At 63.1% G+C, this 24,385-nt stretch carries 20 protein-coding genes; 12 read left to right on the plus strand and 8 right to left on the minus strand.

Annotation, left to right across the window (positions count from 1 at the left end):
- Positions 1-14 precede the first annotated feature (14 nt).
- Complete coding sequence (gene mdeB, locus BUS06_RS35660) at positions 15-2,735, minus strand: alpha-ketoglutarate dehydrogenase (RefSeq protein WP_074268941.1); 2,721 nt, start codon at positions 2,733-2,735, stop codon at positions 15-17.
- Between the two features lie 150 nt (positions 2,736-2,885).
- Between mdeB and BUS06_RS35665 the strand changes: the two genes are divergently transcribed.
- A complete protein-coding gene (locus BUS06_RS35665; RefSeq protein ID WP_074268942.1) occupies positions 2,886-3,413 on the plus strand; it encodes an Lrp/AsnC family transcriptional regulator in 528 nt (175 codons plus the stop codon).
- A gap of 26 nt (positions 3,414-3,439) precedes the next feature.
- Here BUS06_RS35665 and BUS06_RS35670 read toward each other — a convergent pair whose 3' ends face one another.
- The gene (locus BUS06_RS35670) at positions 3,440-4,351 is read right to left on the minus strand and encodes a LysR family transcriptional regulator (RefSeq protein ID WP_074268943.1); all 912 of its coding nucleotides are present in this window, start codon (positions 4,349-4,351) and stop codon (positions 3,440-3,442) included.
- Between the two features lie 116 nt (positions 4,352-4,467).
- Here BUS06_RS35670 and BUS06_RS35675 point away from each other — a divergent pair, with 116 nt between their 5' ends.
- Both BUS06_RS35675 and BUS06_RS35680 read left to right on the plus strand, forming a co-directional pair.
- Positions 4,468-5,115 (plus strand): glutathione S-transferase family protein, encoded by a 648-nt coding sequence (locus BUS06_RS35675; RefSeq protein ID WP_074268944.1) that lies wholly within the window; start codon positions 4,468-4,470, stop codon positions 5,113-5,115.
- 51 nt (positions 5,116-5,166) lie between these two features.
- Complete coding sequence (locus BUS06_RS35680) at positions 5,167-7,314, plus strand: 2Fe-2S iron-sulfur cluster-binding protein (RefSeq protein ID WP_074268945.1); 2,148 nt, start codon at positions 5,167-5,169, stop codon at positions 7,312-7,314.
- A gap of 18 nt (positions 7,315-7,332) precedes the next feature.
- Here BUS06_RS35680 and BUS06_RS38020 read toward each other — a convergent pair whose 3' ends face one another.
- On the minus strand, positions 7,333-7,470 hold the full coding sequence (locus tag BUS06_RS38020; RefSeq protein ID WP_167379459.1) for a hypothetical protein: 138 nt from the start codon (positions 7,468-7,470) through the stop codon (positions 7,333-7,335).
- 489 nt (positions 7,471-7,959) lie between these two features.
- On the opposite strand from BUS06_RS38020, the gene BUS06_RS35685 reads away from it, so the two are divergent.
- The 4 genes from BUS06_RS35685 (at position 7,960) to BUS06_RS35700 (ending at position 12,150) form a co-directional block, all read left to right on the plus strand.
- Positions 7,960-8,964 carry a sugar ABC transporter substrate-binding protein gene (locus tag BUS06_RS35685; protein ID WP_074268946.1) on the plus strand — a complete coding sequence of 335 codons (1,005 nt, stop codon included), beginning with the start codon at positions 7,960-7,962 and terminating at the stop codon, positions 8,962-8,964.
- Between the two features lie 106 nt (positions 8,965-9,070).
- Positions 9,071-10,060: an ABC transporter permease gene (locus BUS06_RS35690; RefSeq protein WP_074268947.1), complete on the plus strand. Its 990-nt coding sequence runs from the start codon at positions 9,071-9,073 to the stop codon at positions 10,058-10,060.
- Positions 10,061-10,077: 17 nt separating this feature from the next.
- Entirely contained in the window at positions 10,078-10,872 is a 795-nt protein-coding gene (locus tag BUS06_RS35695) for an ATP-binding cassette domain-containing protein (protein ID WP_074268948.1), read from the plus strand.
- A 30-nt stretch (positions 10,873-10,902) separates the two neighbouring features.
- Positions 10,903-12,150, plus strand: coding sequence for an ROK family transcriptional regulator (locus tag BUS06_RS35700; RefSeq protein WP_074268949.1), 1,248 nt, complete (start codon positions 10,903-10,905; stop codon positions 12,148-12,150).
- A gap of 188 nt (positions 12,151-12,338) precedes the next feature.
- On the opposite strand, the gene BUS06_RS35705 is transcribed toward BUS06_RS35700, so the two are convergent.
- Both BUS06_RS35705 and BUS06_RS35710 read right to left on the minus strand, forming a co-directional pair.
- Positions 12,339-15,416 carry a transglycosylase domain-containing protein gene (locus BUS06_RS35705; protein WP_074268950.1) on the minus strand — a complete coding sequence of 1,026 codons (3,078 nt, stop codon included), beginning with the start codon at positions 15,414-15,416 and terminating at the stop codon, positions 12,339-12,341.
- A 162-nt stretch (positions 15,417-15,578) separates the two neighbouring features.
- Positions 15,579-16,508 (minus strand): LysR family transcriptional regulator, encoded by a 930-nt coding sequence (locus BUS06_RS35710; protein WP_074268951.1) that lies wholly within the window; start codon positions 16,506-16,508, stop codon positions 15,579-15,581.
- A gap of 273 nt (positions 16,509-16,781) precedes the next feature.
- On the opposite strand from BUS06_RS35710, the gene BUS06_RS35715 reads away from it, so the two are divergent.
- The 5 genes from BUS06_RS35715 (at position 16,782) to BUS06_RS35735 (ending at position 21,602) form a co-directional block, all read left to right on the plus strand.
- A complete protein-coding gene (locus BUS06_RS35715; RefSeq protein ID WP_074268952.1) occupies positions 16,782-17,714 on the plus strand; it encodes a dihydrodipicolinate synthase family protein in 933 nt (310 codons plus the stop codon).
- Between the two features lie 362 nt (positions 17,715-18,076).
- Positions 18,077-18,649 carry an RNA polymerase sigma factor gene (locus BUS06_RS35720; protein WP_074268953.1) on the plus strand — a complete coding sequence of 191 codons (573 nt, stop codon included), beginning with the start codon at positions 18,077-18,079 and terminating at the stop codon, positions 18,647-18,649.
- The gene (locus BUS06_RS35725; RefSeq protein ID WP_074268954.1) at positions 18,646-19,446 is read left to right on the plus strand and encodes an anti-sigma factor; all 801 of its coding nucleotides are present in this window, start codon (positions 18,646-18,648) and stop codon (positions 19,444-19,446) included. Before BUS06_RS35720 ends, BUS06_RS35725 begins: the two co-directional genes overlap by 4 nt.
- Positions 19,447-19,505: 59 nt before the next feature.
- Positions 19,506-20,783 (plus strand): NAD(P)/FAD-dependent oxidoreductase, encoded by a 1,278-nt coding sequence (locus BUS06_RS35730; RefSeq protein ID WP_074268955.1) that lies wholly within the window; start codon positions 19,506-19,508, stop codon positions 20,781-20,783.
- A 117-nt stretch (positions 20,784-20,900) separates the two neighbouring features.
- Complete coding sequence (locus BUS06_RS35735; RefSeq protein WP_074268956.1) at positions 20,901-21,602, plus strand: TetR/AcrR family transcriptional regulator; 702 nt, start codon at positions 20,901-20,903, stop codon at positions 21,600-21,602.
- A 33-nt stretch (positions 21,603-21,635) separates the two neighbouring features.
- Here BUS06_RS35735 and BUS06_RS35740 read toward each other — a convergent pair whose 3' ends face one another.
- The 3 genes from BUS06_RS35740 to aroQ are packed head-to-tail and all read right to left on the minus strand — an operon-like array spanning position 21,636 to position 24,377.
- Positions 21,636-23,006 carry an MFS transporter gene (locus BUS06_RS35740; protein ID WP_074268957.1) on the minus strand — a complete coding sequence of 457 codons (1,371 nt, stop codon included), beginning with the start codon at positions 23,004-23,006 and terminating at the stop codon, positions 21,636-21,638.
- Between the two features lie 49 nt (positions 23,007-23,055).
- Complete coding sequence (locus BUS06_RS35745) at positions 23,056-23,925, minus strand: shikimate dehydrogenase (RefSeq protein ID WP_074268958.1); 870 nt, start codon at positions 23,923-23,925, stop codon at positions 23,056-23,058.
- Positions 23,922-24,377: a type II 3-dehydroquinate dehydratase gene (aroQ, locus tag BUS06_RS35750; RefSeq protein ID WP_074268959.1), complete on the minus strand. Its 456-nt coding sequence runs from the start codon at positions 24,375-24,377 to the stop codon at positions 23,922-23,924. Before aroQ ends, BUS06_RS35745 begins: the two co-directional genes overlap by 4 nt.
- Positions 24,378-24,385: the final 8 nt, after the last annotated feature.

Raw genomic sequence — 24,385 nt, forward strand, 5'->3', positions numbered from 1 at the left:
GGCGTACCGTGCCCTCACCGTACCCAGGCCGCGCCACCAGGCCAGCCGCTTTTGCCATATCGCTCCACCGCGTCCCGAACCACCCGCGCCTCCACTTCTCCCTCATCGGCCAGCGTCTTCAACGCAGCAATCGCGATCGAAGCCCGATCCACTTCGAAGAACTCCCGCAGCGCGGCGCGAGTATCGCTGCGGCCGAACCCGTCGGTCCCAAGCGTCACATACCGGCGCGGCACATACGCCCGAATCAGTTCCGGCACTGCACGCACATAGTCCGTCGCGGCAATTACAGGTCCTTGCGAGGCGCCAAGCGCCGAGCTCACATAAGGCTGAATCTCCACGCCGCCCAGTCTGGAAGACCGCTCGGCCGCCATGCCGTCGCGCTGTAACTCGGTGAAACTGGTCACGCTCCACACGGCGGCGTCGATGCCCCAATCGTCCTTGAGCATCGTCTGCGCGGCGATCACTTCGCCGAGAATCGCCCCCGCACCAAGCAACTGCACACGCGCTTTTGCAGTCGACTCGGTAGGCAGCTGGTAAATCCCCTTGAGGATTCCGTCGCGCACCGTTTGCAAATCGCCCTCGGGTACCGAAGGCTGCGCGTAGTTCTCGTTCATCACCGTGACGTAATAGAACACGTCGCGCTGCTGCTCGACCATCTCGCGCATGCCCTCATCGACGATCGCCGCTACCTCGTACGCGAACGCAGGATCGTAGGCACGGCAATTCGGAATCGTCGATGCCGCGAGGTGGCTGGTGCCGTCCTGATGCTGCAAGCCCTCACCACCGAGCGTCGTTTTGCCCGAGGTGGCGCCGATCAGAAACCCGCGCGCACGCTGATCCGCCGCTGCCCAGATAATGTCGCCAATCCGCTGAAAGCCGAACATCGAGTAGTAGATGTAGAAGGGCAGCATCGGCAGATCATGCACGCTGTACGACGTGGCCGCCGCAATCCATGACGACACCGCGCCCGCCTCCGAAATCCCCTCCTCGAGAATCTGTCCTTTGGTATCCTCACGGTAATACAGCATGGAACCGAGGTCCTCCGGCTCATACAACTGCCCGAGCGGCGAATAGATTCCAACCTGGCGAAACATGTTCGCCATCCCAAACGTGCGCGCTTCGTCGGCCACGATCGGCACCACTCGCTGACCGATCTCGCCATCCTTCAACAGCGCGGTCAGCATCCGTACAAGCGCCATCGTCGTGGACATCTCGCGCCCGTTCGCATCCAGCGCGAATTGCCCCCAGGTCTGGATCGAAGGGACGGTCAGCCCCTTCGATGCCACTCTCCGCCTTCTGGGCAGATAGCCCCCCAGGGCAGTCCGGCGTGCATGCAGGTATTGCATTTCCGGGCTGTCTTCCGCTGGTTTGTAAAACTTGACCTGCTCGACGTCTTCGTCCGGAATCGGCAAGCGGAAGCGGTCGCGGAATGCCTTCAGGTCGTCGAAATCGAGCTTCTTTTGCTGGTGGGTCGTCATCCTGCCCTGCCCGGACGTGCCCATGCCGAAGCCCTTCATCGTCTTCGCAAGGATCACCGTAGGCTGGCCGCGGTGGGCCAAAGCCTTCGCGTAGGCTGCGTGCAGTTTGCGCACGTCGTGACCGCCGCGGCGCAAGCGGTCGATTTCCTGATCGCTCAGCTGCGCAGCGAGCGCCGCGAGTTCGGGATTCTGGCCGAAGAAACGTTCTCGGTTATACGCACCGTCATTCGCCGAAAAGGTCTGGAACTGGCCGTCCACGGTGTGAGCGAAGGCACGCGCGAGAGCGCCGGTACGATCGCGCGCAAACAACGCGTCCCAGTCCGAACCCCACACCACCTTGATCACGTTCCAGCCGGCGCCGCTGAAGTGCGCTTCGAGCTCGTCGATGATGCGGCCGTTGCTGCGCACCGGGCCGTCGAGCCGCTGCAGGTTGCAGTTGATCACGAAGATCAGGTTGTCGAGCCTTTCGCGCGCCGCCAGCGACAACGCGCCGATCGATTCCGGCTCGTCCATCTCGCCGTCGCCGAAAAAACCCCACACCTTGCGGCCTTCGGTCTGCGCGAGGCCGCGATTCTGCAGATAGCGCATGAAGCGCGCCTGGTAGATCGAATTGATCGGGCCAATGCCCATCGAGCCAGTCGGAAACTGCCAGAAGTCCGGCATCAGCCACGGATGCGGATAAGAACACAGGCCGGGCCCGGCGATTTCGCGCCGGTAGTGCTGCAGATTTTCTTCGTTCAGGAATCCTTCCAGATATGCCCGCGCATACACACCCGGCGACGAGTGCGGCTGGAAATACACGAGATCGCCCCCGCTGCCCTCGCCTGCATCGGGCGCTGCGGCGCGAAAGAAGTGATTGAAGCCCACTTCGAACAGATCCGCCGCCGATGCATAGCTCGCAATGTGGCCGCCGAGTTCGCCGTACGCCTTGTTGGCCCGCACCACCATGGCGAGCGCATTCCAGCGCAACGCGGCGGCGAGCCGCTCCTCGAGTTCGAGATCGCCCGGATAACGGGGCTGCTGATCGAAGGCAATCGTATTGACGTAGGGCGTCACCCGCGCCCGGGACGATTCAACGCCCTGCGCAAGCGCATGCGCCGCGAGGCGCTCGAACAGAAAGTGCGCGCGGTCGCGACCGACGTGTTGTACGACGGCATCGAACGCTTCCAGCCACTCGGCTGTTTCCCCGGGGTCGCTGTCGTCCTGAGCGCGCCCAGGAGAACCCAACTGCAATGCACCGCTCGACAAATCCGTCATGACGCCACTCCAGGAGGGGGTATCCGGTTAAACAGGGTTGGCACCATGGTAACCATCAATCCGCAAAATAGGCCTCTGATTTGCTTGTCATTCCGGGTCTGGATAGTGTATTTATTCTTCGCATACGCCAATTTACGGAATATGTCATCTATGACAACCACGCCGAAACGGCTGGACCGCATCGATATCGGCATCCTCAGCCAGTTGCAGCAGAATGCGCGCATCACCAATTCCGAGCTGGCGCGCGCGGTCAACCTCTCGCCCACGCCGTGCTTTAACCGGGTGCGCGCGCTCGAGAAACTGGGGTTGTTCAAGCAACAGGTCACGTTGCTGAATCCGGAGCCGCTCGGGCTGCGCATCAACGTGTTCATTCAGGTGAGTCTGGAGAAACAGGTGGAAGAAGCGCTGCAGCGCTTCGAACAGGCCATCGCCGAGCGCCCGGAAGTGATGGAGTGCTATCTGATGACGGGCGACGCGGACTACCTGCTGCGCGTCGTGATGCCGGACATGCAGACGCTCGAGCGCTTCATCCTCGAACATCTGACGAAAATACCGGGCGTCTCGAACATCCGTTCCAGCTTTGCACTCAAGCAGGTGCGGTATAAGACGGCCCTGCCGTTGCCGTCGTCGGGACTGACGCTGATCGACCCGGACGATGTTTCAACGGACTGGAGGTGAGCGGCATACGAAGGCTGCGTTTTAGTTCACGCCGCTTCTGATCCAATATGGGCGCGAAGTGCATAGACAAAGGCGCGCACCTTGGGCGGCGTATAGCGCGCCGGCGGAAACAGCGCGTGGATGCCGGCGGGGGGCGTCGACCAGTCCGGCAGCAGACGAACGAGGCGTCCTGCCGCGACATCCTCGCCCACCGAGAAATTCGTCAGTGCTCCGACTCCACCACCCGCTAGCGTCGCTGCCAGGCACGCCGGCGCGGTGTCCGCAAGAAAGCCCGCGGTGAATCGGACCGTCTGCTTCTTGCCACGTGAATTCTCGAGCGAGACCGTCAACGGCTTCGGCAACACTGCGTTCCCTACGAACGGCAACCGGGCCAGCGCCGCGGCTGTGGCCGGTGTGCCCCACGCCTCGACAAACGCAGGGCTCGCCACCAGCCAGCGCTCGAAGCTGTCGACCTTCACTGCGCGGTGGCTCGAATCAGCCAGCTTTCCCACGCGGATCGCCACGTCGATACCTTCCGCCAGCAGATTCACCAGCCGGTCGTTGGATACCATTTCAATGTGCAACTCGGGATGCTGCTGCCGCAGCGCGACGAGCACGGGTGCCACCACGATCGCACCGTAGTCGACCGGCGTGGCCACCCGCAATGTGCCGCGCAGCGCGCCGCCGTCATCCCCCGCCGCCTGCAGCGCCTCGTCGGCAATGCTGAGGATTTGCCGGCTCGCTTCGTAGAACGCCCTGCCGGCCTCGGTGACGCTGATCCGCCGCGTGGTGCGCACTAGCAGGCTCGCCCCCACTTCCGCTTCGAGCCGCTGCATATGGGTGCTGACCATGGTCTTGGCGATGCCCAGCCGCTCGGCGGCAGCCGTCAACGAGCCTGCTTCGATCACCGCGACCAGAACCACCAGCCGGTTGAGATTCACATCGCTCGCGCTAGCCATTCGATTGTCCACTTTAAGAGGATAGAGTAACCACGATTATCCATCTTCTCAGGCCAGTCCGCGAAGCATAAGCTTCATCAACACCCCGAACTTAACTTTGCTTCACGGAGCACCCGATGTCCTCCACCAAGCCCGCTCAACCCATCAGGCTGCATACGACGCTGCTGTCCGGCCATGGCCACCGCGTCAAACTGTTCCTGACGATGCTCGATCTGCCGTTCACGGTGGTCGAACTCAATATGGCAGCCGGCGACAACCGCACGCCCGCTCATCTCGCGCTCAATCCGTTCGGCGAGGTGCCGGTGATCGAAGACGGCGACGTGGTTCTGAGCGACTCGAATGCGATCCTGGTTTACCTCGCGCGCAAATACGGCGATCCGTCCTGGCTGCCCCAGGATCCGCTTGGTGCCGCTGCTGTGCAGCGCTGGCTTTCGCTGGCTGCGGGCAAGATTGCCTACGGCCCGTGTGCCGCACGCCTGGTGACGTTGTTCGGCGCACCGCATCATCTGGAGACGGCGCAGAAGATCGCCGCCGGTCTGTTCAGGGTGCTCGACGCCGAGTTAAGCGACAAACGGTTCGCAGCCGGCGAAACGCCGACGATTGCCGATATCGCGGCGCATTCGTACATCGCGCACGCGCCTGAAGGCGGCGTGTCGCTCGAGCCGTACCCGCATATCCGTGCGTGGCTGAAACGAGTCGAAGCGTTGCCGCGCTTTTTGCCAATGCCTGCGAGCAAAGCCGGTTTGCTCGCCGAAGCCTCATAGCTCATGCGGGCGTGCTACGCCTGCCAACGCTGACCGTCGATCGAGGTCATCATGACTACCCCTGCTCCCGCCCCTGCCTCTGCACCAGTTCGTGTTCCCGCGCCCGGCTGGCGCGCCGCGGAATCGCCGTTTCATGTAGGCGAACTCGCAGCGCAGGAGCGGGTCGGCGTGCGGGAACGCATGAACGTCGACGCACGCCGCGGCATCCGCGACTACATGCCCGAGCAGCACCGCACGTTCTTTGCGGAACAGCCGTTCATGGTGTTGAGTGGACTCGATGCGAGCGGCCAGCCGTGGGCCACGCTCCGCGTGGGCGAACCGGGTTTTGTTTCGACTCCTGATGAACGGACCGTGCGCATCGCCGCACGTGCTCTGCCAGGCGATCCGTTGGCAACATCGTGGCAGGTCGGTTCGCTGATCGGCGGCCTTGGCATTCAGCCGGCTACGCGTCGGCGCAATCGCGTCAACGGTGTGATCAGCGCGCTCGATCACGACACGCTGACTTTCAGCGTGAGCCAGAGCTTCGGCAATTGCGCCAAATATATTCAGAGCCGCGCGCCGAGTTTTATCTCGTCTGCGCAGGACGAACCTGTCACGCCGGAGGTGTCTGCCGAACTCAGTGACGCGGACCGCGCGCTGTTGTCCCGTGCGGATACGTTTTTTATCGCCACCGCCAACGCTTCCAGCGACGCCGGTCTGGCTCGTGGCGCCGATGTCTCGCATCGCGGCGGCAAGCCCGGCTTTATCCGCGTCGACGACGCGCACACGCTGACCGTGCCGGATTTCAGTGGCAACCTGTTCTTCAATACGATTGGCAACCTGCTTGAGGATCCGCGCGCGGGTTTGCTCGCGATCGACTTCGAAAGCGGCGATCTGCTGTACCTCGCCGTGGATGCCGAGATCATCTGGGAAGGTGCGGAAGTGGCGTCGTACGAGGCGGCCGAGCGCCTCATGCGCTTTCATGTCCGCGAGGTGCGGCGCACGCCGCGCGTGTTGCCGTTTCGTTGGTCTGCGGTGCAATACGCGCCTCAGCTTGCGAAGACGGGTAGCTGGAAAACGCAGCCCGAAGCGGTTGCTCCGGCTGCAGGCGCGTGGCGTCAGATGAAGGTGGTCGAGGTGCGCGAAGAGACGCCGACCGCGCGTTCGTTCTATCTGCAACCGGTGGACGGCGCTCCATTGCCGCGCTTCGAGCCCGGTCAGTTCCTGCCCATTCGTTTGAACGTGGCGGGACATGCTTCACCGCTGATCCGGACATACACGCTCTCCGACGCCGCCGACGGCCGCTACTATCGGATCACAGTGAAGCGCGAAGGTGTCGTATCGACGTGGCTGCATGAGCACATCACCGAAGGCGCAATCATCGAGGCCAAGGCCCCGTCAGGCGCGTTTACGCTGGTGCGGGCCAACACGCGTCCGGTTGTGCTGCTCTCGGCAGGTATTGGCATTACCCCGATGATCGCGATGCTTAACAGCCTGCTCGCCAGCCAACCTGGGGACGCGCGGCCCGAACACATCTACTTCGTTCACGGCGCGCGCGACGCCAACGACCATCCGTTCTCCGAACAGTTGATGGCCGTGGCCGCGGCGCATCCACACGTTTCGGTGCATCTGCGCGACAGCCGGCCCAACGAGGTTACCCGGGAAGATGGAGTGCGCTCCGTGGGACGCGTGGATATCGAGTTTCTCAAACGCGTGCTGCCGTTCGGCGATTACGATTTTTACCTGTGCGGCCCTGGCGCGTTTATGCAAGACCTGTATAGCGGTCTGCGTGCCCTGAATATCGCGGACGACAGGATTCGTTTCGAGGCTTTCGGGCCCGCGAGCGTCAAGCGGACTCAAAGCGCTGCGGTTGTTCCGGTTGCAGAGGCTGCTACGACTGCTCTGGCCGCAGGGCAGCGCGCGTCGGCTCCGGACCCCACGAAGGTGTCGAAAGTCGTATTCATGCGGACGGGGCGCGATGCGATGTGGTCGAAGGAAGCGGGAACGCTACTCGACTTCGCCGAAGCGAATGACGTGCCGGCGCAATCCAACTGCAGATCCGGCGTATGCGGGACATGCTCGACACGCGTGCTGTCCGGCGAGGTCAGTTACCCCTCCCCGATAGAAGGGGACGTTGCGCCGGGGCATGCGCTGATCTGCTCGGCGATTCCCGCGAGAACGGGAACCGGAGAAGAGTCCACCGTGGTGCTGGACCTGTAATGCCCAACCCGGCGATGCTTAATTCGGGCGGCGATGCGCTTCGGCAATGATGGCGCACGTTTGCAGATGCAGTTGCAGGGCATGGCGCGCGACGGCGGCGACGCGGGCAAACCAGCTGCTGGCGACGGGGGTAGAAGTCGTGGTGATGTGGCTCATGGCAAGCTCCAGTTCAGGCTACGCTTAAGAGATCTAGGTTAACTACCTAGGTAATAACCCTATTATAGACCGATCATGCCGCAGCGCAACAAGAGAAAACAATTCCGCCAGACCTCCCCTTCCGCCTGAGTTTTCTTACATCCAAATAACAATCAAATTCACCGCGCGGCGTCATTTGGCCTCCAGACTTACCCCAATCCGGCGCCGCCGTTTCCGCATCGCATCAATCTGGCCAGACCTATGCCAGTCAAGCCACAGCGGGTGATTCAGACCGCTTCGTTCGACCGCGCCGCACCAATTCCCCTCCTTGACTCTGCTCCGTCGTCCTGCTGTACTAAATAAACCAAAGTGATTTAATCGAAAACGGCCAACCGAACTGCGTCATTCGTCGCAGCCAGCGCGGCCACAAGAGGCGCAGCAGCGCCCATCAGCTATTGAATCGACCGCAGTCCAAAAACGTCGTTGTCAATTATCCGGAGGAGCGTCCCCATGAATCAGAAAACCTGCAGGCAACCCGTCGCCCGGCGTCTCGCCACCCTGTGCGTCGCCGCATCTGCCGTATGGTGCGCAAGCGCCACGCTGGCGGTCGCTGATCAGCCCATCGTCGGCCTGATCACCAAAACCGACACCAACCCGTTCTTCGTGAAGATGCGCCAGGGTGCAGAGGCCGCTGCGCAGAAGGATGGCGCCAAGCTGCTGACCGCGGCGGGCAAGTTCGACGGCGATAACGCCAGTCAGGTCACCGCGATCGAAAACATGATCACCGCGGGCGCCAAGGCGATTCTGATCACGCCGAGCGATACCAAGGCTATCGTGCCGAGCATCAAGAAGGCGCGCGACGCCGGCTTGATGGTGATTGCGCTCGATACACCGACCGAACCGCAAGACGCAACCGACGCCCTCTTCGCCACGGACAACTTCAAGGCCGGCGTCCTGATTGGCCAATACGCGAAGTCGGCGATGGGCGGCAAGCCGGCCAAGATCGCCACGCTCGATCTGGCGCCGGGCGTGTCGGTGGGCGTGCTGCGTCATAACGGCTTCCTGCAGGGCTTCGGCATCAAGGAAGGCGATCCGTCCATCGTCTGCAGCCAGGACACGCGCGGCGATCAGTCCAAGGGACAAACGGCCATGGAAAACTGCCTGCAGAAGTCGCCGGACATCAATGTGGTCTACACGATCAACGAACCGGCCGCAGCCGGCGCGTATCGCGCGCTCAAGGCGGCAGGCAAGGATAAGGACGTGATGATCGTCTCGATCGACGGCGGTTGTGAAGGTGTGCGTAACGTCAAGGCCGGCGCCATCGCCGCGACGTCGCAGCAGTATCCGTTGAAGATGGCTTCGCTCGGCGTGGACGCAGGTGCCGAATATGCCAAGACCGGCAAGAAGGTTTCGGGCTATCACGATACCGGCGTCACGCTGATCACCGACAAGGCAATGAGCGGCGTCGACAGCAAGGACACCAAGTTTGGTCTGGCCAACTGCTGGGGTCAATAAGGCAGGCAATCAGCCTTCCTAAGCAACCGGGAGACCCGCGCACGGGTCTCCCACAGATTTGCCGCGTGGCCGCCGCGCCACGGCTCTAGCATCGAGGAAACACATCATGTCGACCCCTTCTGCCCCGGCTGGCGGCCACCGCCCTCTCTCCGAGCGGCTGCCTTCACTCGCCGAAATCGGTCCGCTTGTCGCGCTTGTGCTCGCCTGCATTTTCTTTATCTCGCAGAGCAACCGCTTTCTGTCGTTCCAGAACCTCTCGCTGATTCTTCAGCAGACCATGGTGGTCGCCGTCATCGCGATCGGCCAGACGCTGATCGTGCTGACCGCCGGCATCGATCTTTCCTGCGGCATGGTGATGGCGTTCGGCTCCATCGTCATGACCAAGTTCGCCGTCAACCTCGGCGTGCCGCCGATCCTCGCGATTCTCTGCGGCATCGGCGCCAGCGCATTGTTCGGCGCGCTCAACGGGGTCCTGATTACGCGCATCAAACTGCCCGCGTTCATCGTCACGCTCGGCACGCTGAACATCGCCTTTGCGCTCACGCAGATCTACTCGAACGCAGAAAGCGTCTCGAACCTGCCTGATGCGATCATGTTCCTCGGCAACACGTTCAGCGTCGGTCCGGCTCAGGTGACCTACGGCACCGTGCTGACGCTGCTGATGTATCTCGTCACCTGGTTCGTGTTGCGCGACACCGTGCCCGGCCGGCACCTGTACGCACTCGGCAACAACGCCGAAGCCGCGCGCCTGATGGGCCTCTCGTCGCAACGCATCCTGCTCACCGTCTACACACTGGCCGGCGCGATCTACGGCGTTGCCGCGCTGTTGTCGGTTTCGCGGACCGGTGTGGGCGATCCGCAAGCGGGTCAAACCGAAAACCTCGACAGCATCACTGCGGTCGTGCTCGGCGGCACCAGTCTGTTCGGCGGACGCGGCTCGATTGTCGGCACCCTGCTCGGCGCGCTGATTGTCGGCGTGTTTCGCAATGGCCTGACCTTGATCGGCGTGTCGTCGGTCTATCAGGTGTTGATCACCGGCATGCTGGTGATTCTCGCCGTCGCCGCCGACAAGCTGTCCCATCGCGGCGCTCGATGATCCACCAGGAGCCTGTCATGTCTACACCCCAAACTGCTTCCCAAACGCCGGTTCTGCAGGCGCGTGGAATCGTCAAGCGCTATGGCCAGGTTACGGCCCTCGACGGCTGCGACTTTGAAGTGATGCCCGGCGAAATCATGGCCGTGATCGGCGATAACGGCGCGGGCAAATCGTCGCTGATCAAGGCGCTCTCGGGCGCGACCGTGCCGGATGAAGGCGAGATTCTGCTCGACGGCAAGCCGGTTAAATTTCGCAGTCCGCTCGATGCACGTGCCCAGGGCATCGAAACCGTGTATCAGGATCTCGCGGTGGCGCCGGCCATGAGCATCGCCGAAAACCTGTTCCTCGCGCGCGAACTCGTCAAGCCCGGCTGGCGCGGCTCGATCTTCAAGATGATCGACAAGCGCCGCATGCTCGAAGAGGCCACCGCACACATGAAGGGCTTGCAGATCGGCATCCGTTCGATGCGTCAGGCGGTAGAGACGCTCTCGGGCGGCCAGCGCCAGGGCGTCGCGGTAGCGCGTAGCGCAGCGTTTGCCCGGCACGTGGTGATTCTCGACGAGCCGACCGCGGCACTGGGCGTCAAGGAAGGCAACATGGTGCTCGAACTGATCCGGCGCGTGCGCGACCGCGGGTTGCCGGTGATCCTGATCAGCCACAACATGCCACACGTGTTCGAGATTGCCGATCGTATCCATATCCAGCGGCTAGGCCGGCGCGCGGCGCTCGTCAACAAGAAGGACATTCATATGTCCGACGCGGTCGCCATCATGACCGGCGCGAAGGAAGCGGACGTCAAGGCAATCGCATGACGCACGCACCCTGCTGACGGGCCGCCCACGATGGATACCACCGGCACCCGCTCGCCGCTCAAGCGCACGGTCGGCTCGAATCAGGTCGGCATGCGGCAATTCAACGAGCGGATCGTGCTGCAGGCGATCCGCCTGCATGGCCCGCTCGCGAAAGCCGACGTGGGCCGTCTGACGCGTCTTTCGATGCAGACGGTTTCGATGATCGTCGACCGTCTGATCGACGACGGCCTGCTCGCGCGGCAGCCGCGCGTGCGCGGGCGCATCGGACAGCCGTCGGTGCCGATTGCGTTGCGTCCCGAAGGCGCCTACACGATCGGCATCAAGGTCGGGCGCCGCAGTCTGGATGTGCTGGCGATGGACTTCGTCGGGCACGTCTGCAGCCGCGATGTGCTCGAGTACGCGTATCCCGATCCGCGGGTGCTGTTTCCGGCGCTCGAAACCAAGCTCGCGCGGCTGAACGAAACGCTCGGCGAGCGGACGAGGCAAGTGGTTGGGGTAGGCGTGGCTGCGCCTTTGTGGCTCGGCGGCTGGCGCGATTTTCTGGGCGCGCCGCCGGATGCGCTCGATGCGTGGCACGACATCGATATCCGCGCGCGTATCGCGGCGATGACCGGCTTGCCGGTCGAATTCGCCAAGGACACCACTGCCGCTTGCGCCGCCGAACTGGTGATGGGTCAGGGACGCGGCATCCATAACTTTCTCTATTTGTTTGTCGGCACGTTCATTGGCGGCGGGATGGTGATCGACGGACGGCTCCACAGCGGTCCGCACGATAACGCAGGGGCCGTTGGTTCGATTCCCGTCGCGGGCAGTGGCGGCGGTACCGGCGAAGTCGGGGCGAAGCAACCGACGCGTCAATTGCTGCACGCCGCATCCGGCTTTGTGCTCGAACAACTATTGAGTGATGCCGGAGCGCCAGCCGCTGCCGCACACGATCATCGGGCCCTGTCGCCGGAATGGTGGCGTGTGACCGAACAATGGCTCGATACGGCTTGTCCGGCGATTGCCGGCGCGCTGATCAATGCGACTGCGCTGCTCGACCTCGAAGCGGTGGTGATCGACGGCGAATTGGACCGTCAACTGGTGCGAGAAATCATCCGCCGTACCGAGCGCGTTCTGGATGGTTTCGTCTGGGAGGGCATGGTGCGGCCGCAATTGCTGGAGGGCACCATTGGCGCGGACGCGCGTGCGATGGGCGGCGCGATCCTGCCGCTCTACGCGCACTTTGCCCCAGTGCATGAGCTGTTTCTTAAGCCGGCGACGGAAGCGGGATATTAAGAGCCCGGCACCATGAGCCGACATGCGGCCGTTAAGCGCGAGGCGCGAAGCGCTAGGCATGTGAAAGCGCTAAGAGCCGGGTACTAAGCGCCGGGGATGCGGCCAACACGTTAGATGGAACTTCGAGACCAAAGCCGACTGCAGCGGCGAGCAGCCTCGCAGAAGCCGCCCTCGCCCTTCTCCCCCACTCAGCTCCGCTTCACCGCATCCGCACCCGCCGTCGGCGCAGCCGGCGCCTTCGGTTCATCCATCAACGGCTGCAACGCGGGCGCAAGCGACTTCAGCAGTTGCACCGACATCGCACTCGTAAAGTCATACCGCGCCGCATACGGCTCGTGAACGTACGCAGTCAGCGTGCCATAGAACCGGTCGCCCATGATGAACACGAACGTCGCACTCCGGTTCACCTTGCGTGACTCGATCAGCCTGCCGCCCTTCGCCCACACCTCGAACCGCTGATCGCCCGTACCGGTCTTGCCGAATACCGGCAAGGTCTTGCCATCGGGGAACGTCATGCCGTCCGCGAGACGCTTGGCCGTGCCGCCCTGCACCACATCGCTCAACATCCCGTGCACGACATTGACGATCTGCGGCGACAACTGCGTCTGCGGCGCCACGCTTGCGCGCACGAAATGCGTTTCGTACGGCGTGCCTTTTGCGAAATCGAGTTGCGTGATGTTCTCGGTCGGCACCTTGTTGCCGCCGTTGGCGATCACGCCAATCAGTTCCGCCAGCGCCGCCGGCCGGTCACCCGATGCGCCGATCGCCGCCGCATACGAAGGCGTCAGGTTGGCGAACGGATAGCCGAGCGCCTGCCACGACTTGCCGATCGCATCGTAAGCGCGCAACTCGATCATGCGCTTGATGCGGCGGTCCTGAGTCGCGTGATAGCGCGTCTTGAAGAGCCAGGAATACGTCGAGGTCCGCACGTCGGCGCTCGCCTGCTGAACCTGATCGAGCGTAGCGTCCGGATGTTCGCGCAGATAGTTCACCAGCCATAGCTCCAGCGGATGCACGCGCGAAATATAGCCCCGGTCGTTCAGATTGAAGCTGTCCATGCTGTACTTCGTATAGAGCTTCGCCAGATCGTCGTCGCCAAGCCACTGCGCCGGCGTGCCTTTTAGCTGGGCACGCATCTGCGCATCGAACCAGCTCTGCGATCCGTTGGGCGCCACACTGCGCAGCACGGTCGCAATCCGCGGCGGCGACTTGTGCACGCTGTGCAGCATCACACTGAGCGCGTCGTCGGGCGTCTTGCCGTGGTACTTCGCGTAAAAGCGCTTCATGTAGACGCGGCTTTCCTGATCGGCGAAGCTCTTCAGATAAAGCTGGCGCGCGGCTGGATCGTCGAGCCATGCCGTCGACGGCCCGGAAGTCTGGATCATTTCGTAGCGCACGATGTCACGCATCAGCCGCACGAACACCAGGTTCACCGAGTGCTGGAACGCCCGCTGGATGGTCAGAATCTGGCCGTTGTCGCTCGATTCGAAATTGGTGAAAGTCTGCGCACCGCCGCCGGTGTAGAACGTTTCGCCTGCGTTGGCGGAGTATTTGCGCTGCACGGCGGCGTCGAGCATCGCCTGCAGCGAGCGGTCCTGAGTCTGCGCCAGATAGTCCAAAGACCACTTCGTCAATGCATCCTGCGGATCGGGCTGAACCTTCTTGAGATCGGCCGCGCTCATCGACGAGTAACGCGCGTGCAGATCCGACACGATCTGCAGATAGGTAATGACCGTGCGCAGCTTCGCGGTCGAACCCAGATTCAGGCGCGCGCCCGAGTTGATATCGAACGGTTCGTTGACGCTGTCCGTTTGCACGCGCACGAGGTTCGAACCGTTGTGGCGTTCATAGAGCGTCAGGCTGTAGGTGATCTTCGACGGATCGTCGCCGGGACGCAGCATTTCGAAACCATACAGCCCGGCGGCCTGCGCACCGTCCTTGGTCGCCGCACTCGCGAGCCGGTCGCTCACCGCCTGCTGAACCGCGTTGTTGAGCGTGCCGGTAGCCTGCAGGTCGAGCCGGTCGAGTTCATAAAAGCTGCGCACGCCAAGGGCCGCCAGCAAATGCGCACGCATCGACGTGACCGCTTTGCGGCTGATAAACGACGCGTCCGCTTCCGGAATCTGCGTCGGGCTGAGCGCAAGCTGCGCGTTCAGTGCCGCGTCGCGCAATGACGTGGAGATGACGCCGCCCGCCGCGAGCAGCCGCAAATAGCTGTCCGTCATGCGCCCGAGTTCAGCGTAGCCGTGGTGAAGAAAGAACGACGGCGCGCGCTGCGCAATCATCAGCGAGAGCACCTGGCGGAACGCCAGCGCCTGCTCGGTGAGATTGTCGGCTGACGTCGGCGCGTTCAGCAGCGCATTCACTTCGGCGAAATCGCGTCCGTACCACGCAGCAAGACCATCGCCGATACCGTTGATTTCGCCAGCCCCCGCCTGCGCCGACAGCGGCACCGTATTGAGGTACTGCACGACGATTTCGCGCCGCGCCGGCATGGTCTGCGGTCCGTCAAGATATGCGCGCACCGAAGCGGAAGCGATCTGGCGCAATTTCTCAGGCGGCGTCGCGGTGCGCCCATCCGGCGAGTGGCGGAATTTTTCGATCTGCGTGGCGAGTGTGCTGCCGCCCGGCTGCGCCTGATGGCGGTTGAAAAAGCGCGCGCCCTGGTCGAGCAGCGCATGGCCGAACCGGCCCCAATCGATGGCCGGATTACGGTTCGGCTGGTTGGGGTCCAACAGTTCGCGGTCCTCGATAAATAGCAGCGACTTGACGACGAGTGGCGGCACCGCGTCGAAACTGCTATAGATCCGGCGCGGATAGTTGGCGTCGAAAAGCGGTGCGCCGGTGCCGTCGAACAGTTGCAGGCCCGCCTGATCTTTCTCCTGATACGGCAGGAACAGGCCGTTATCCGCGAGCGAAAGCATGCGTTCGGAGTCGCGCGCCTGGGAAGCCACGACGAAACCGTGCGCGGTCAGACGTTGCTGAAACGAAGGCAGCAACGCGTAGCCGAGCCGTTCGTCGTACGGACCGTTAGCGGGAAAACGGATATTGGGGCTCGCTCCGTCCGCGAGCGTGAAGTCCACGTCGCGTGTCAACTCGGACAGGTAGCGCGCCTGCAGGCGGGAGGTTTCTATTTCGATCTGGCAAAGCTTCGCCAGAATTGCTAGCGCCACCAGAACGGCAGCGACCAGCGACCATTTGATCCACTTCCACACCGACGGAGCGGCGGTAATGCGAAGCGGTAACCGAACAAGTGGCCGATTCATGGCGGCATCCCCCTAGCAGGCGTTTATCTGTGAAACGTGCCTGCATCCGGCTCAGTGTAGCGCGGATTGAGAGCGCACAAACGGTCCGAAATTACCCCACAGTCTCGCGCCAACAACACCATTTTCGCGAGACGTAGCGCAGCGGCTTGCGAAGTGCGATATTCATGGTTTTCGCGCGCGCAATAGCTGGACAAATTGCTCCGCCGGCGGCGACAGCACCCCTCCCTTGCGCGACACAATCCCGAAAGTTTGCGACTGCGACTTGAGCTTGACTGGCAGGATGCGCAGCATCTTGTGCTTCGCGAACAGCTCGGCAATTCCGGTCGGCAGAACCGACACCAGATCCGCCGCTTCCTGAAGCAACGCGACCGTGACGAACGTCGACGCGGTCGAGATCGGGCTTACCGGCATGCTCATGCCGGCCAGATCCATTTCGCGCTCGAGCAGCGCATGCAGCGGCATATGGCTCGGGTAGGTCACCCAGCGGTGTCCGGCCAGATCGCGCAGCGTCAGTTTCTTGCGCGAGATGGGCGGATGCGCGTATCCCACCACCAGCGAAAGCGGTTCGTCACCCAACGACTGATACTGATATCTCGACGGATCGGCGCTGACTGCCGCGCGCCCGATTACCAGATCGAGCCTTCCCTCGTCGAGTTGCAGCAACATGCGCGCGCTCGTGTCTTCGACAATCTCAATCGACAGATTCGGCTGGCTCGCGTGCAGTTCGTTGAGCACCGGCACGACCTGCTCCGGAATCGCTCCCATGATGGCGCCGATCGCCAGACGTCCGCCGCGCCCCGAGCGGAGTTCCGCAATGTCCTGGCACAACGAAGTGAGATCCGTTGCCAGTAGCCGCGCGTAGCGGATCACGCAGTGGCCGAACTGGTTCGCGATCATGCCGTTTTTCGAACGCTCGAAAAGCGGCGCTTCCAGCATCGACTCCAGTTCCTGCAGCGCCTTGCTCGCTGCGGACTGCGTCATCGCCATGGCGCCGGCCGCCTTGTGCAGCGACTTATGGTCGTCGAGCGCGATCAGCAGTTGCAACTGCTTCATGCGCAAGCGCGACAGCAGCACGTTCAACGTATCTTTCATGTGAGATGTGAAATGTGGGTTTCGTATAAGCGCGGGACGAATCCGGGTGAGTCGTAAAAGCGATCACAGGATGGAAACATTTCACTATACAGGCCGGAACGGACCGCCGTATAGTCGGTCCTGGAGACAATCAGATGCCCCCACGGGCGACCGAGCCGCGCGGCTGCCTACGCTTGCGCCGGGCGACACCGACCTTTATCTCTACCCTCTGGCAAAACGTTTTAGCCCATCCATCAGGTCAACACGAAAGCTCATCGTCAAGCACACCCAGCCATGAACCAAGCAACCCACCCGACACCTTATCGCGGCGTATTTCCCGTCGCGCCGACCATCTTCGACGACAACGGCCAGCTCGACCTCGAAGGTCAAAAGCGCTGCCTCGACTTCATGATCGACGCGGGCTCCAACGGCCTGTGCATCCTCGCGAATTTCTCCGAGCAGTTCACGCTCTCCGACGACGAACGCAGCACGCTGATCAACGTAGCGCTGGAGCATGTCGCCGGACGCGTGCCGGTGATCGTCACGACCACGCATTTCAGCTCCTACCAGTGTGCACAGCGCAGCCGCGCCGCGCAGGATGCGGGCGCCGCGATGGTCATGGTCATGCCGCCGTATCACGGCGCGACGATCCGGGTGGGTGAGCGCGGCATCTATGAGTTCTATAAGAAGGTCTCGGACGCGATCGATATTCCAATCATGATCCAGGACGCGCCGGTTGCCGGCACGGCCCTCTCGGCACCTTTCCTGGCGAAGATGGCGCGCGAGTTGCGCAACGTCTCGTACTTCAAGATCGAAGTCCCGCAGGCGGCCTCGAAGCTGCGCGAACTGATCGAACTCGGTGGGGACTCGATCGTCGGCCCGTGGGATGGCGAAGAAGCGATCACGCTGATGGCCGATCTGGATGCGGGCGCAACCGGTGCGATGACGGCCGGCGGCTATCCCGACGGCATCCGGCTGATCGTCGATGCCTATGCGGCTGGCGACACCGAAGCGGCGGCGGCTCAATATCAGCGCTGGCTGCCGCTCATCAACTTCGAGAATCGCCAAGGTGGGCTCGCGGCCTGCAAGGCGCTCATGAAAGAAGGCGGCGTGATCCGCTCCGAGGCGGTACGTCATCCGCTGCTGCCGATGCACCCCGCTACACGCGCCGGCCTCCTGACCATCGCGCGTCGCCTCGACCCGCTGGTGCTGCGCTGGGGCAAGTAATCCCGCTCATTCCGGTCAGGCCAGTGGCGTTTTTCGCCAACCAGCCTGACCATCCCGCCGAATGAGCCTGCTCTACTCCATCTTTACTGCCTGCCCGCCAGACGCTTGCTCTCCCGCCCGGCGTGACGCTGTTCCCGGCACCTGCCCCCGTCGGAATACAGCACTGGTCACCACCACTACCCCGTCCTCCCTTCCCTGCGCGGCCATTGGCAAGCGGCGGTTATGACTCTTGGCGCAGGACTGCCTACGACCCCTATACGTAGCCACAGGCGCAACGGATGCAGATAAGGCGTTAGAAATGCGGATATAACCCTCGACGGAAATTGAGTAACATACCTCCGCATGCCATCACTCATTTCCCCATGACCGCAAACACTCACGAACTAACGCCGGAGACGCTCACCGAGTTGCTCGAACGCATTGCCAGGGAGGATTCTGCGGCACTGCGGGAGCTATATGACGCCGCGGCACCGAAACTGTTTGGCCTTGCGCTCCGTATATTGAGCAAGCATGAGTGGGCCGAAGAGGTCCTGCAGGATAGCTTCGTCAACATCTGGCGGTTTGCGGGAGACTACCGGCGCGGTTTGTCGGCTCCCATGACCTGGATGTCGGCGATCGTCCGCAACCGTGCGCTCGATCACCTGCGGCGGGTGAATACGCAGGAAACAGAATGGAGTGATGCGTTGGACGATCTTGTGGCCACGGGGGATCCTGATCCGGAAGCGCTGTCGGCAGTGAGCCTGCAGGCACGGCTTCTGGACGGCTGCATGCAGCAGCTCGAACCGGCGCAGCGGCAGGCAGTCGCGCTGGCGTATCTGCGCGACCAGAGCCATAGCGAGATTGCGGAAACGCTGACCGTTCCGCTCGGCACGGTCAAGTCGTGGATACGGCGCGGCCTCGCCAAACTGAAAAGCTGTCTGGGGGGTGTGCAATGAATCTGCACCGCTATCCCCAACTGGTCGATATGCTGGCCGCCGAATATGCCGTCGGCACACTGCGCGGCGGCGCGCGGCGACGGCTGCAGTTCTACGCGGAACATGACGTCGTGATTCGCCGCTTGCTGGAAGAATGGCAGCAACGGCTCGAGCCGATGGCTGAACTCGTCCCGGCGCGCATGCCGTCGGCGGCGGTCTGGGAGGCCATCGAGCAGCGGCTCGGTTTCGTCTCCGCGCGCAGCGCGGCGGCTGGCCTGCAGCCGGTGCCGCCAGTGCCTTCGGAAGCAGCTGCCCGCCCGGCGCGCAACTGGTTCGACAATCTCGCCTTCTGGCGCGGCTGGGCGATCGGCGTCACCGCGCTCGCGGCGATTGCCGTGGTGGTCGCCGTCCGTTCGCTGCTGCCATTCGGCGCCGGTCCGTCCGGATCTTCGCAGACGGTGGCGGAGCAAGGCGAAGCCGTGGTGTCGCACGTGGCGGTGCTCAACAACAAGGACGCGCAACCGGTCCTGCTGGTGGCATGGGACGAAGCTCATTCGTCCATGACGCTGCACCGCCTCGGCGATGTCCAGTTGCCACCTGACCGGGCAATGCAGTTGTGGGGTATCCCGGCAAGCGGCCATCCGGTCTCGCTTGGGATCATGCCCAACAGCGGCAACGGCAAGGTCACCGCGGGCGAGCAACGGCCTGAAAACTACGCCGCCCTCGCCATCTCGATCGAGCCGCCCGGCGGCTCGCCGAATCCGGACGGCCCGAGCGGTCCGGTTGTATTCAGCGGCAAGCTGTTGCCGGTGTCCTGATCTCAACGTCTTATGCCGGCGCCTGCCAGACAAAAGCAGGCGCCAGCTCTCTCCCTCTCATGCAAAGCTTTTACGAAGCCACCGTGGTTCGCCCCGAGCGGGCGTCTCTGTCCGGCAAGCGCGCCGCCGACGTATGCATTATCGGCGGCGGCCTCGCCGGTTTGTCGACAGCGCTTGGACTTGTCGAGCGCGGCGTGCGCGACGTGGTCGTGCTCGAAGCGCAGCACGTGGGGTTCGGCGCGTCCGGGCGCAACGGCGGTTTCGTGTTCGGCGGCTACAGCCTCGACTGCGCCGATCTGCTCAACGTCCTCGGACCTGCACGGGCTCGCGAGCTCTACGCGCTCACCACCGACGCGGTCGATCTGATGCGGCAGCGTATCAGGCGCTACGGGATCGAATGCGACGACACGCACGCCGGTGTGATTCTCGCGAACTGGTTCGACGAACCGGCACGCCTCGAGACGCAGCGGCGTCTGATGAAAGACTCGTTCGCTGTCGAGTGGGAGCCAGTCGACGCCGCCACGCTCGCCACGCAACTGAAAACGCGGCGCTATCACGGCGGCCTGCTGGAGCGCAACGCGTTCCACTTCCATCCGCTGAAGTATGTCCTCGGCGTCGCGGCTGCCGTTGCCGCGGCGGGCGCGCAAATCTACGAGCACTCGCCAGTCGTACGGCTGCAGCGGCAGGGCAGCGGCTATCTGGTCGAAACCGCCAGCGGCGCCGTCGAGGCACGGCAAGTCGTGATGGCAGGCGGCGGCTACGCGCGCAACGTCTACCGCCAGGTTGAACGCGCTGTGCTGCCGATCGCCACCTACGTCATGGCGACAGAGCCGCTGGGCGAGCGTCTGAAAGAGGCGATCAATACCGCCGCGGCAATCTACGACACGCGCTTCGCCTTCGACTACTACCGCCCGCTGCCCGACACGCGCATCCTCTGGGGCGGCCGGATCTCCGTGCGCAACCGCGAGCCGGAGGCCATCGCCAGGCTGCTGCGGGCCGATCTGCTGAAGGTCTATCCGCAACTGCACGACGTGCGAGTCGAGTATGCATGGGGCGGCCTGATGAGCTACGCGCGGCACAAGATGCCGCAGATTGGCCAGAGCGCCGACGGTGTCTGGTACGCGGTCGGCTTCGGCGGACACGGGATGGCTCCCACTACCGTTTCAGGCGAACTGCTGGCGGCGGCGATTGCCGGCGAGCGGGCGGTCCCGGAAGCGTTCGCCACGTTCGGACTGACGCCCACGTTCGGCACGCTCGGGCTGGCCGCCGCGCAGTTGACCTACACCACCATGCAAGCCCGCGACGCTCTCGCGGCACGTCGCCGGACGCGTTCCTGATACCCTCCGCCGCGCGCCCGACATCGCACCGCAAACCCGCCGCAGGCGGTAAAACGCAGCAACAAGCGCCGATTTTCGCCATGCTAGAATGCGCCGTCATCGCCGCTTAAGCACACAATGAAAAAGGGAAGCAAGGCCGCCGCGCCGGATCAGAGCGGCATCCCGTCCGAACCTCGGGGCAGCGACGCCCGTCGCAAGTACGATCCCGAAGAGACGAAACGCAACATCCTCGAAGTCGCCACCCAGGAGTTTTCCGCCATGGGGCTGACCGGTGCGCGCGTGGACGCGATCGCCGAGCGCACCAACACCACCAAGCGGATGCTGTACTACTACTTCGAGAGCAAGGAAGGCTTGTACCAGGCCGTGCTCGAGAAGGTGTACGGCGACATTCGTGCGCTCGAACAGGATCTGCACGTCAGCGAACTCGATCCCGTGGAAGGGATGCGCAAGCTGGTCGAATTTACTTTCGATTATCACGACCGTCATCGCGACTTCGTGCGCCTCATTACCATCGAGAACATTCACGGCGCCAAGTATGTCGAGCAGTTGAAGACGTTCAAAAACCGCAACGCGAGTGCGATCGAAACCATCGAAGATCTGCTGGCGCGCGGCGTCGCAAGCGGGCAGTTTCGCAGCGACGTGGATGCGATCGATCTGCACCTGCTGATCAGCTCGCTGTGCTTTCACCGGATCGGCAATCGCCATACGTTCGGCACCGCGTTTGGTCGCGATCCGTCGCATCCGCGTCTGCGCACGCGGCACCGGGCCATGGTGGTCGACGCCGTGCTGCGCTTCGTGCGCAACGAAGCGCAACACTGACGCGCGCTGCCGGACAGGCGCGCGCTGGCTGGCTTAATCGGTCAGCACGATCCGCTTGATATCGCCGACGATAAAGATGTACGACAGTGCGCCGATCAGCGCGATCGCGCCGATGAACACCAGCGCGCCGACGAACGAGCCGGTCCACGCCACGATCAGCCCCACCGCCAGCGGCGTAATGATCCCAGCCAGATTCGCCGCAAAGTTGAAGATGCCGCCCGTCACGCCGAGCAGGCCGTCCGGTGCGATGTCCGAGACGAGCGTCCAGCCGAGCGCCGCCATCCCCTGCGCAAAGAACGCCACAGACAGAATCACGATCACAGTCACGTTGCTTTCGACGTAGTTGGCCAGCACGATCGTCGAGGCAAGCAGCAGCCCGGCGATGATCGGCAGCTTGCGCGCCACGTTCGGCGAGACGCCGCGCCGCAGCAGCCAGTCCGAAAACGTGCCGCCGAACATCACGCCGATCGACGCTGCAATGAACGGCATGATCGCGAAGAAGCCGATCTTGAGCCAGGCCATATGACGCTCGGTGGCCAGATAGGTCGGGAACCAAGTGAGGAAGAACACCAGCGTCGAATTGCCGGCGAACTGGCCGAGACAGATGCCGGTGAGCTGGCGATGCTTGAGCAGTTGTCCAATGGTGCGCCACTCGAAGCCGCCCGACTTCGGCTTCGCTTCGCCCGTGTTGTTCTTGCGATGGGTAAGGCCGCCGCCTGCTTCGATGTAATCGAGTTCCGCCGCGTTGGCCGCCGGATGATCGCGCGGTTCGCGGTAGCAGAACCACCAGACGAGGCCAAACACCAGGCCTACGGCACCCACCACGTAGAACAGCGAGCGCCAGCCGAACGCACCCATCAGCGCGAACAGGAATGGGCTGAAGAACGCGAGGCCGATATATTCGCCGACGGTGTAGGTGCCCGTCGCCATCGCCCGCTCGCTTTGCGGAAACCAGGTCGCCACGACGCGGCTGTTGGTCGGAAAGCACGGCGACTCTGCGACCCCCAATCCAAGCCGGAATGCAAACAGCGGCGCAATGCCGTGCACCAGTCCCTGGGCGAGCGTGCACAGGGACCAGAACGTCATCGACAGAAAGTACGTGACCTTGCTGCCGAAGCGGTCGAGAAACAGTCCACCCGGAATCTGCGACGCCACGTAGCTCCACGAGAAAACCGAAAACATCAGGCCCATCAACGCTGCATTGATGCCCAGTTCCTTCGTCAGCTGCGGCGCCGCGATGCCGAGCACGGTACGGTCGAGATAGTTGATCATCGTACCGATCGCGAGCAGCGCGAGGATGCGGTAGCGCACCTTTGTACGGCGCGCGCCGGCCACGGCGGCGTTAGCGGTCTGCGGGCCCGGCTCCGGAAGATCGGAATGGGCGGAATGAAGCGGATGCGGCATCTTTGTCTCCTTCATGTCTCGTTAGATTTGCGGCACGGCCGGCCGCTGTCTACTCGCGCGGCAACAGCGTCTGGAAGTGAGCGAACATCCGCTCGGCATCCGGCTCCAGTCCGGTAAAGATGCGGAAGGCGTCGACCGCCTGATAGACCGCCATGCCGCCACCGGACAGCGTGCGGCAACCCGCTGCTTCGGCCGCCTGCAACAGTGCTGTACGAATCGGGAAATAGACGATATCGGCCACCCACAAGCCGCTGTGCAGCAACTCAGCCGGCAGCGGCATGCCGGGCAACTTGGCCATGCCGGTCGGCGTCGCATGGATCAGGCCGTTGGCGTGGGCGAGCGCATCCGCAAGCGAGTCGCCTGCACGCACGATCGAAGCGGGGAAGCGCGCCTGCAATTCATCGGCGAGGATGTGCGCGCGGGACGCGTCCACATCGAACAGCGTCAGCGCCTGCGCACCCATCTGCAATGCCGCATGGGCGACGGCCGCACCCGCGCCGCCTGCGCCCAGTTGCACGACGCGTTTGAGCGATACGTCCGGCAAACCTCGCTCGAAGGCCCGGGCAAAACCGGACCAGTCGGTGTTGTGGCCGATACGCTTGCCGTCCTTCAGCAGTACTGTGTTGACGGCGCCTAACGCATGAGCGTCAGGAGATAGTTCGTCCAGCAGAGGAATGATCTGCTGCTTGCATGGGTACGTGACGTTCAGGCCGTTGAAACCCATCCGCTCGGCCGCGACGAGAATGTCGGGCAACGCGGAGACGTCGACCTTCAGCGCTTCCAGATCGATACGGCGATACACGTAACGCAGACCGAGCTGGCTACCCTCTTCCTCATGCATCGCCGGTGTCAGCGAACCGCCGATGCCGGAGCCGATCAGCCCGACCAGATACGATTTGTTGCTAGCCGACATCGTCATTTTGCAGCCCTCGCCTTCAGAATCACCGCCATCCGTTCCAGTGCCAGCACGTAGCCCTGCGTGCCGCAGCCGATGATCACCGCCTCGGCAATCGGCGACACATACGAGTGATGCCGGAACGCTTCGCGGCGATGCACATTCGAAATGTGCACTTCGATCACCGGCTTCTCGATCGCGGTCAGTGCATCGGCCAGTGCCACGGACGTATGCGTATACGCCGCAGGATTGATGATCACGCCGTCCACCATGGTACGGGCCGCGTGCAGCCAGTCGATCAGTTGATGCTCCGCGTTCGACTGGCAGAAGTCGAGCGCCAGATCGAGCCGCTGTGCTGCGTCGCGGCACATGCGCCCCACGTCTTCGAGCGTTTCGGAGCCGTAAATGGCCGGTTCACGCGTGCCAAGCAGATTGAGATTCGGTCCGTTCAGGACCAGTACCGAGGCGAAACTCATTGCAGCCA

Origin of the sequence: Paraburkholderia phenazinium (genome assembly GCF_900141745.1) — a bacterium.
Classification (GTDB): domain Bacteria; phylum Pseudomonadota; class Gammaproteobacteria; order Burkholderiales; family Burkholderiaceae; genus Paraburkholderia; species Paraburkholderia phenazinium_B.

What these genes read in the sequence shown, in the direction of transcription:
- mdeB (WP_074268941.1), bottom strand. Translation starts at nt 2,735, where the DNA reads ATGACGGATTTGTCGAGCGGTGCATTGCAGTTGGGTTCTCCTGGGCGC.
- BUS06_RS35665 (WP_074268942.1), top strand. Translation starts at nt 2,886, where the DNA reads ATGACAACCACGCCGAAACGGCTGGACCGCATCGATATCGGCATCCTC.
- BUS06_RS35670 (WP_074268943.1), bottom strand. Translation starts at nt 4,351, where the DNA reads ATGGCTAGCGCGAGCGATGTGAATCTCAACCGGCTGGTGGTTCTGGTC.
- BUS06_RS35675 (WP_074268944.1), top strand. Translation starts at nt 4,468, where the DNA reads ATGTCCTCCACCAAGCCCGCTCAACCCATCAGGCTGCATACGACGCTG.
- BUS06_RS35680 (WP_074268945.1), top strand. Translation starts at nt 5,167, where the DNA reads ATGACTACCCCTGCTCCCGCCCCTGCCTCTGCACCAGTTCGTGTTCCC.
- BUS06_RS38020 (WP_167379459.1), bottom strand. Translation starts at nt 7,470, where the DNA reads ATGAGCCACATCACCACGACTTCTACCCCCGTCGCCAGCAGCTGGTTT.
- BUS06_RS35685 (WP_074268946.1), top strand. Translation starts at nt 7,960, where the DNA reads ATGAATCAGAAAACCTGCAGGCAACCCGTCGCCCGGCGTCTCGCCACC.
- BUS06_RS35690 (WP_074268947.1), top strand. Translation starts at nt 9,071, where the DNA reads ATGTCGACCCCTTCTGCCCCGGCTGGCGGCCACCGCCCTCTCTCCGAG.
- BUS06_RS35695 (WP_074268948.1), top strand. Translation starts at nt 10,078, where the DNA reads ATGTCTACACCCCAAACTGCTTCCCAAACGCCGGTTCTGCAGGCGCGT.
- BUS06_RS35700 (WP_074268949.1), top strand. Translation starts at nt 10,903, where the DNA reads ATGGATACCACCGGCACCCGCTCGCCGCTCAAGCGCACGGTCGGCTCG.
- BUS06_RS35705 (WP_074268950.1), bottom strand. Translation starts at nt 15,416, where the DNA reads ATGAATCGGCCACTTGTTCGGTTACCGCTTCGCATTACCGCCGCTCCG.
- BUS06_RS35710 (WP_074268951.1), bottom strand. Translation starts at nt 16,508, where the DNA reads ATGAAAGATACGTTGAACGTGCTGCTGTCGCGCTTGCGCATGAAGCAG.
- BUS06_RS35715 (WP_074268952.1), top strand. Translation starts at nt 16,782, where the DNA reads ATGAACCAAGCAACCCACCCGACACCTTATCGCGGCGTATTTCCCGTC.
- BUS06_RS35720 (WP_074268953.1), top strand. Translation starts at nt 18,077, where the DNA reads ATGACCGCAAACACTCACGAACTAACGCCGGAGACGCTCACCGAGTTG.
- BUS06_RS35725 (WP_074268954.1), top strand. Translation starts at nt 18,646, where the DNA reads ATGAATCTGCACCGCTATCCCCAACTGGTCGATATGCTGGCCGCCGAA.
- BUS06_RS35730 (WP_074268955.1), top strand. Translation starts at nt 19,506, where the DNA reads ATGCAAAGCTTTTACGAAGCCACCGTGGTTCGCCCCGAGCGGGCGTCT.
- BUS06_RS35735 (WP_074268956.1), top strand. Translation starts at nt 20,901, where the DNA reads ATGAAAAAGGGAAGCAAGGCCGCCGCGCCGGATCAGAGCGGCATCCCG.
- BUS06_RS35740 (WP_074268957.1), bottom strand. Translation starts at nt 23,006, where the DNA reads ATGCCGCATCCGCTTCATTCCGCCCATTCCGATCTTCCGGAGCCGGGC.
- BUS06_RS35745 (WP_074268958.1), bottom strand. Translation starts at nt 23,925, where the DNA reads ATGACGATGTCGGCTAGCAACAAATCGTATCTGGTCGGGCTGATCGGC.
- aroQ (WP_074268959.1), bottom strand. Translation starts at nt 24,377, where the DNA reads ATGAGTTTCGCCTCGGTACTGGTCCTGAACGGACCGAATCTCAATCTG.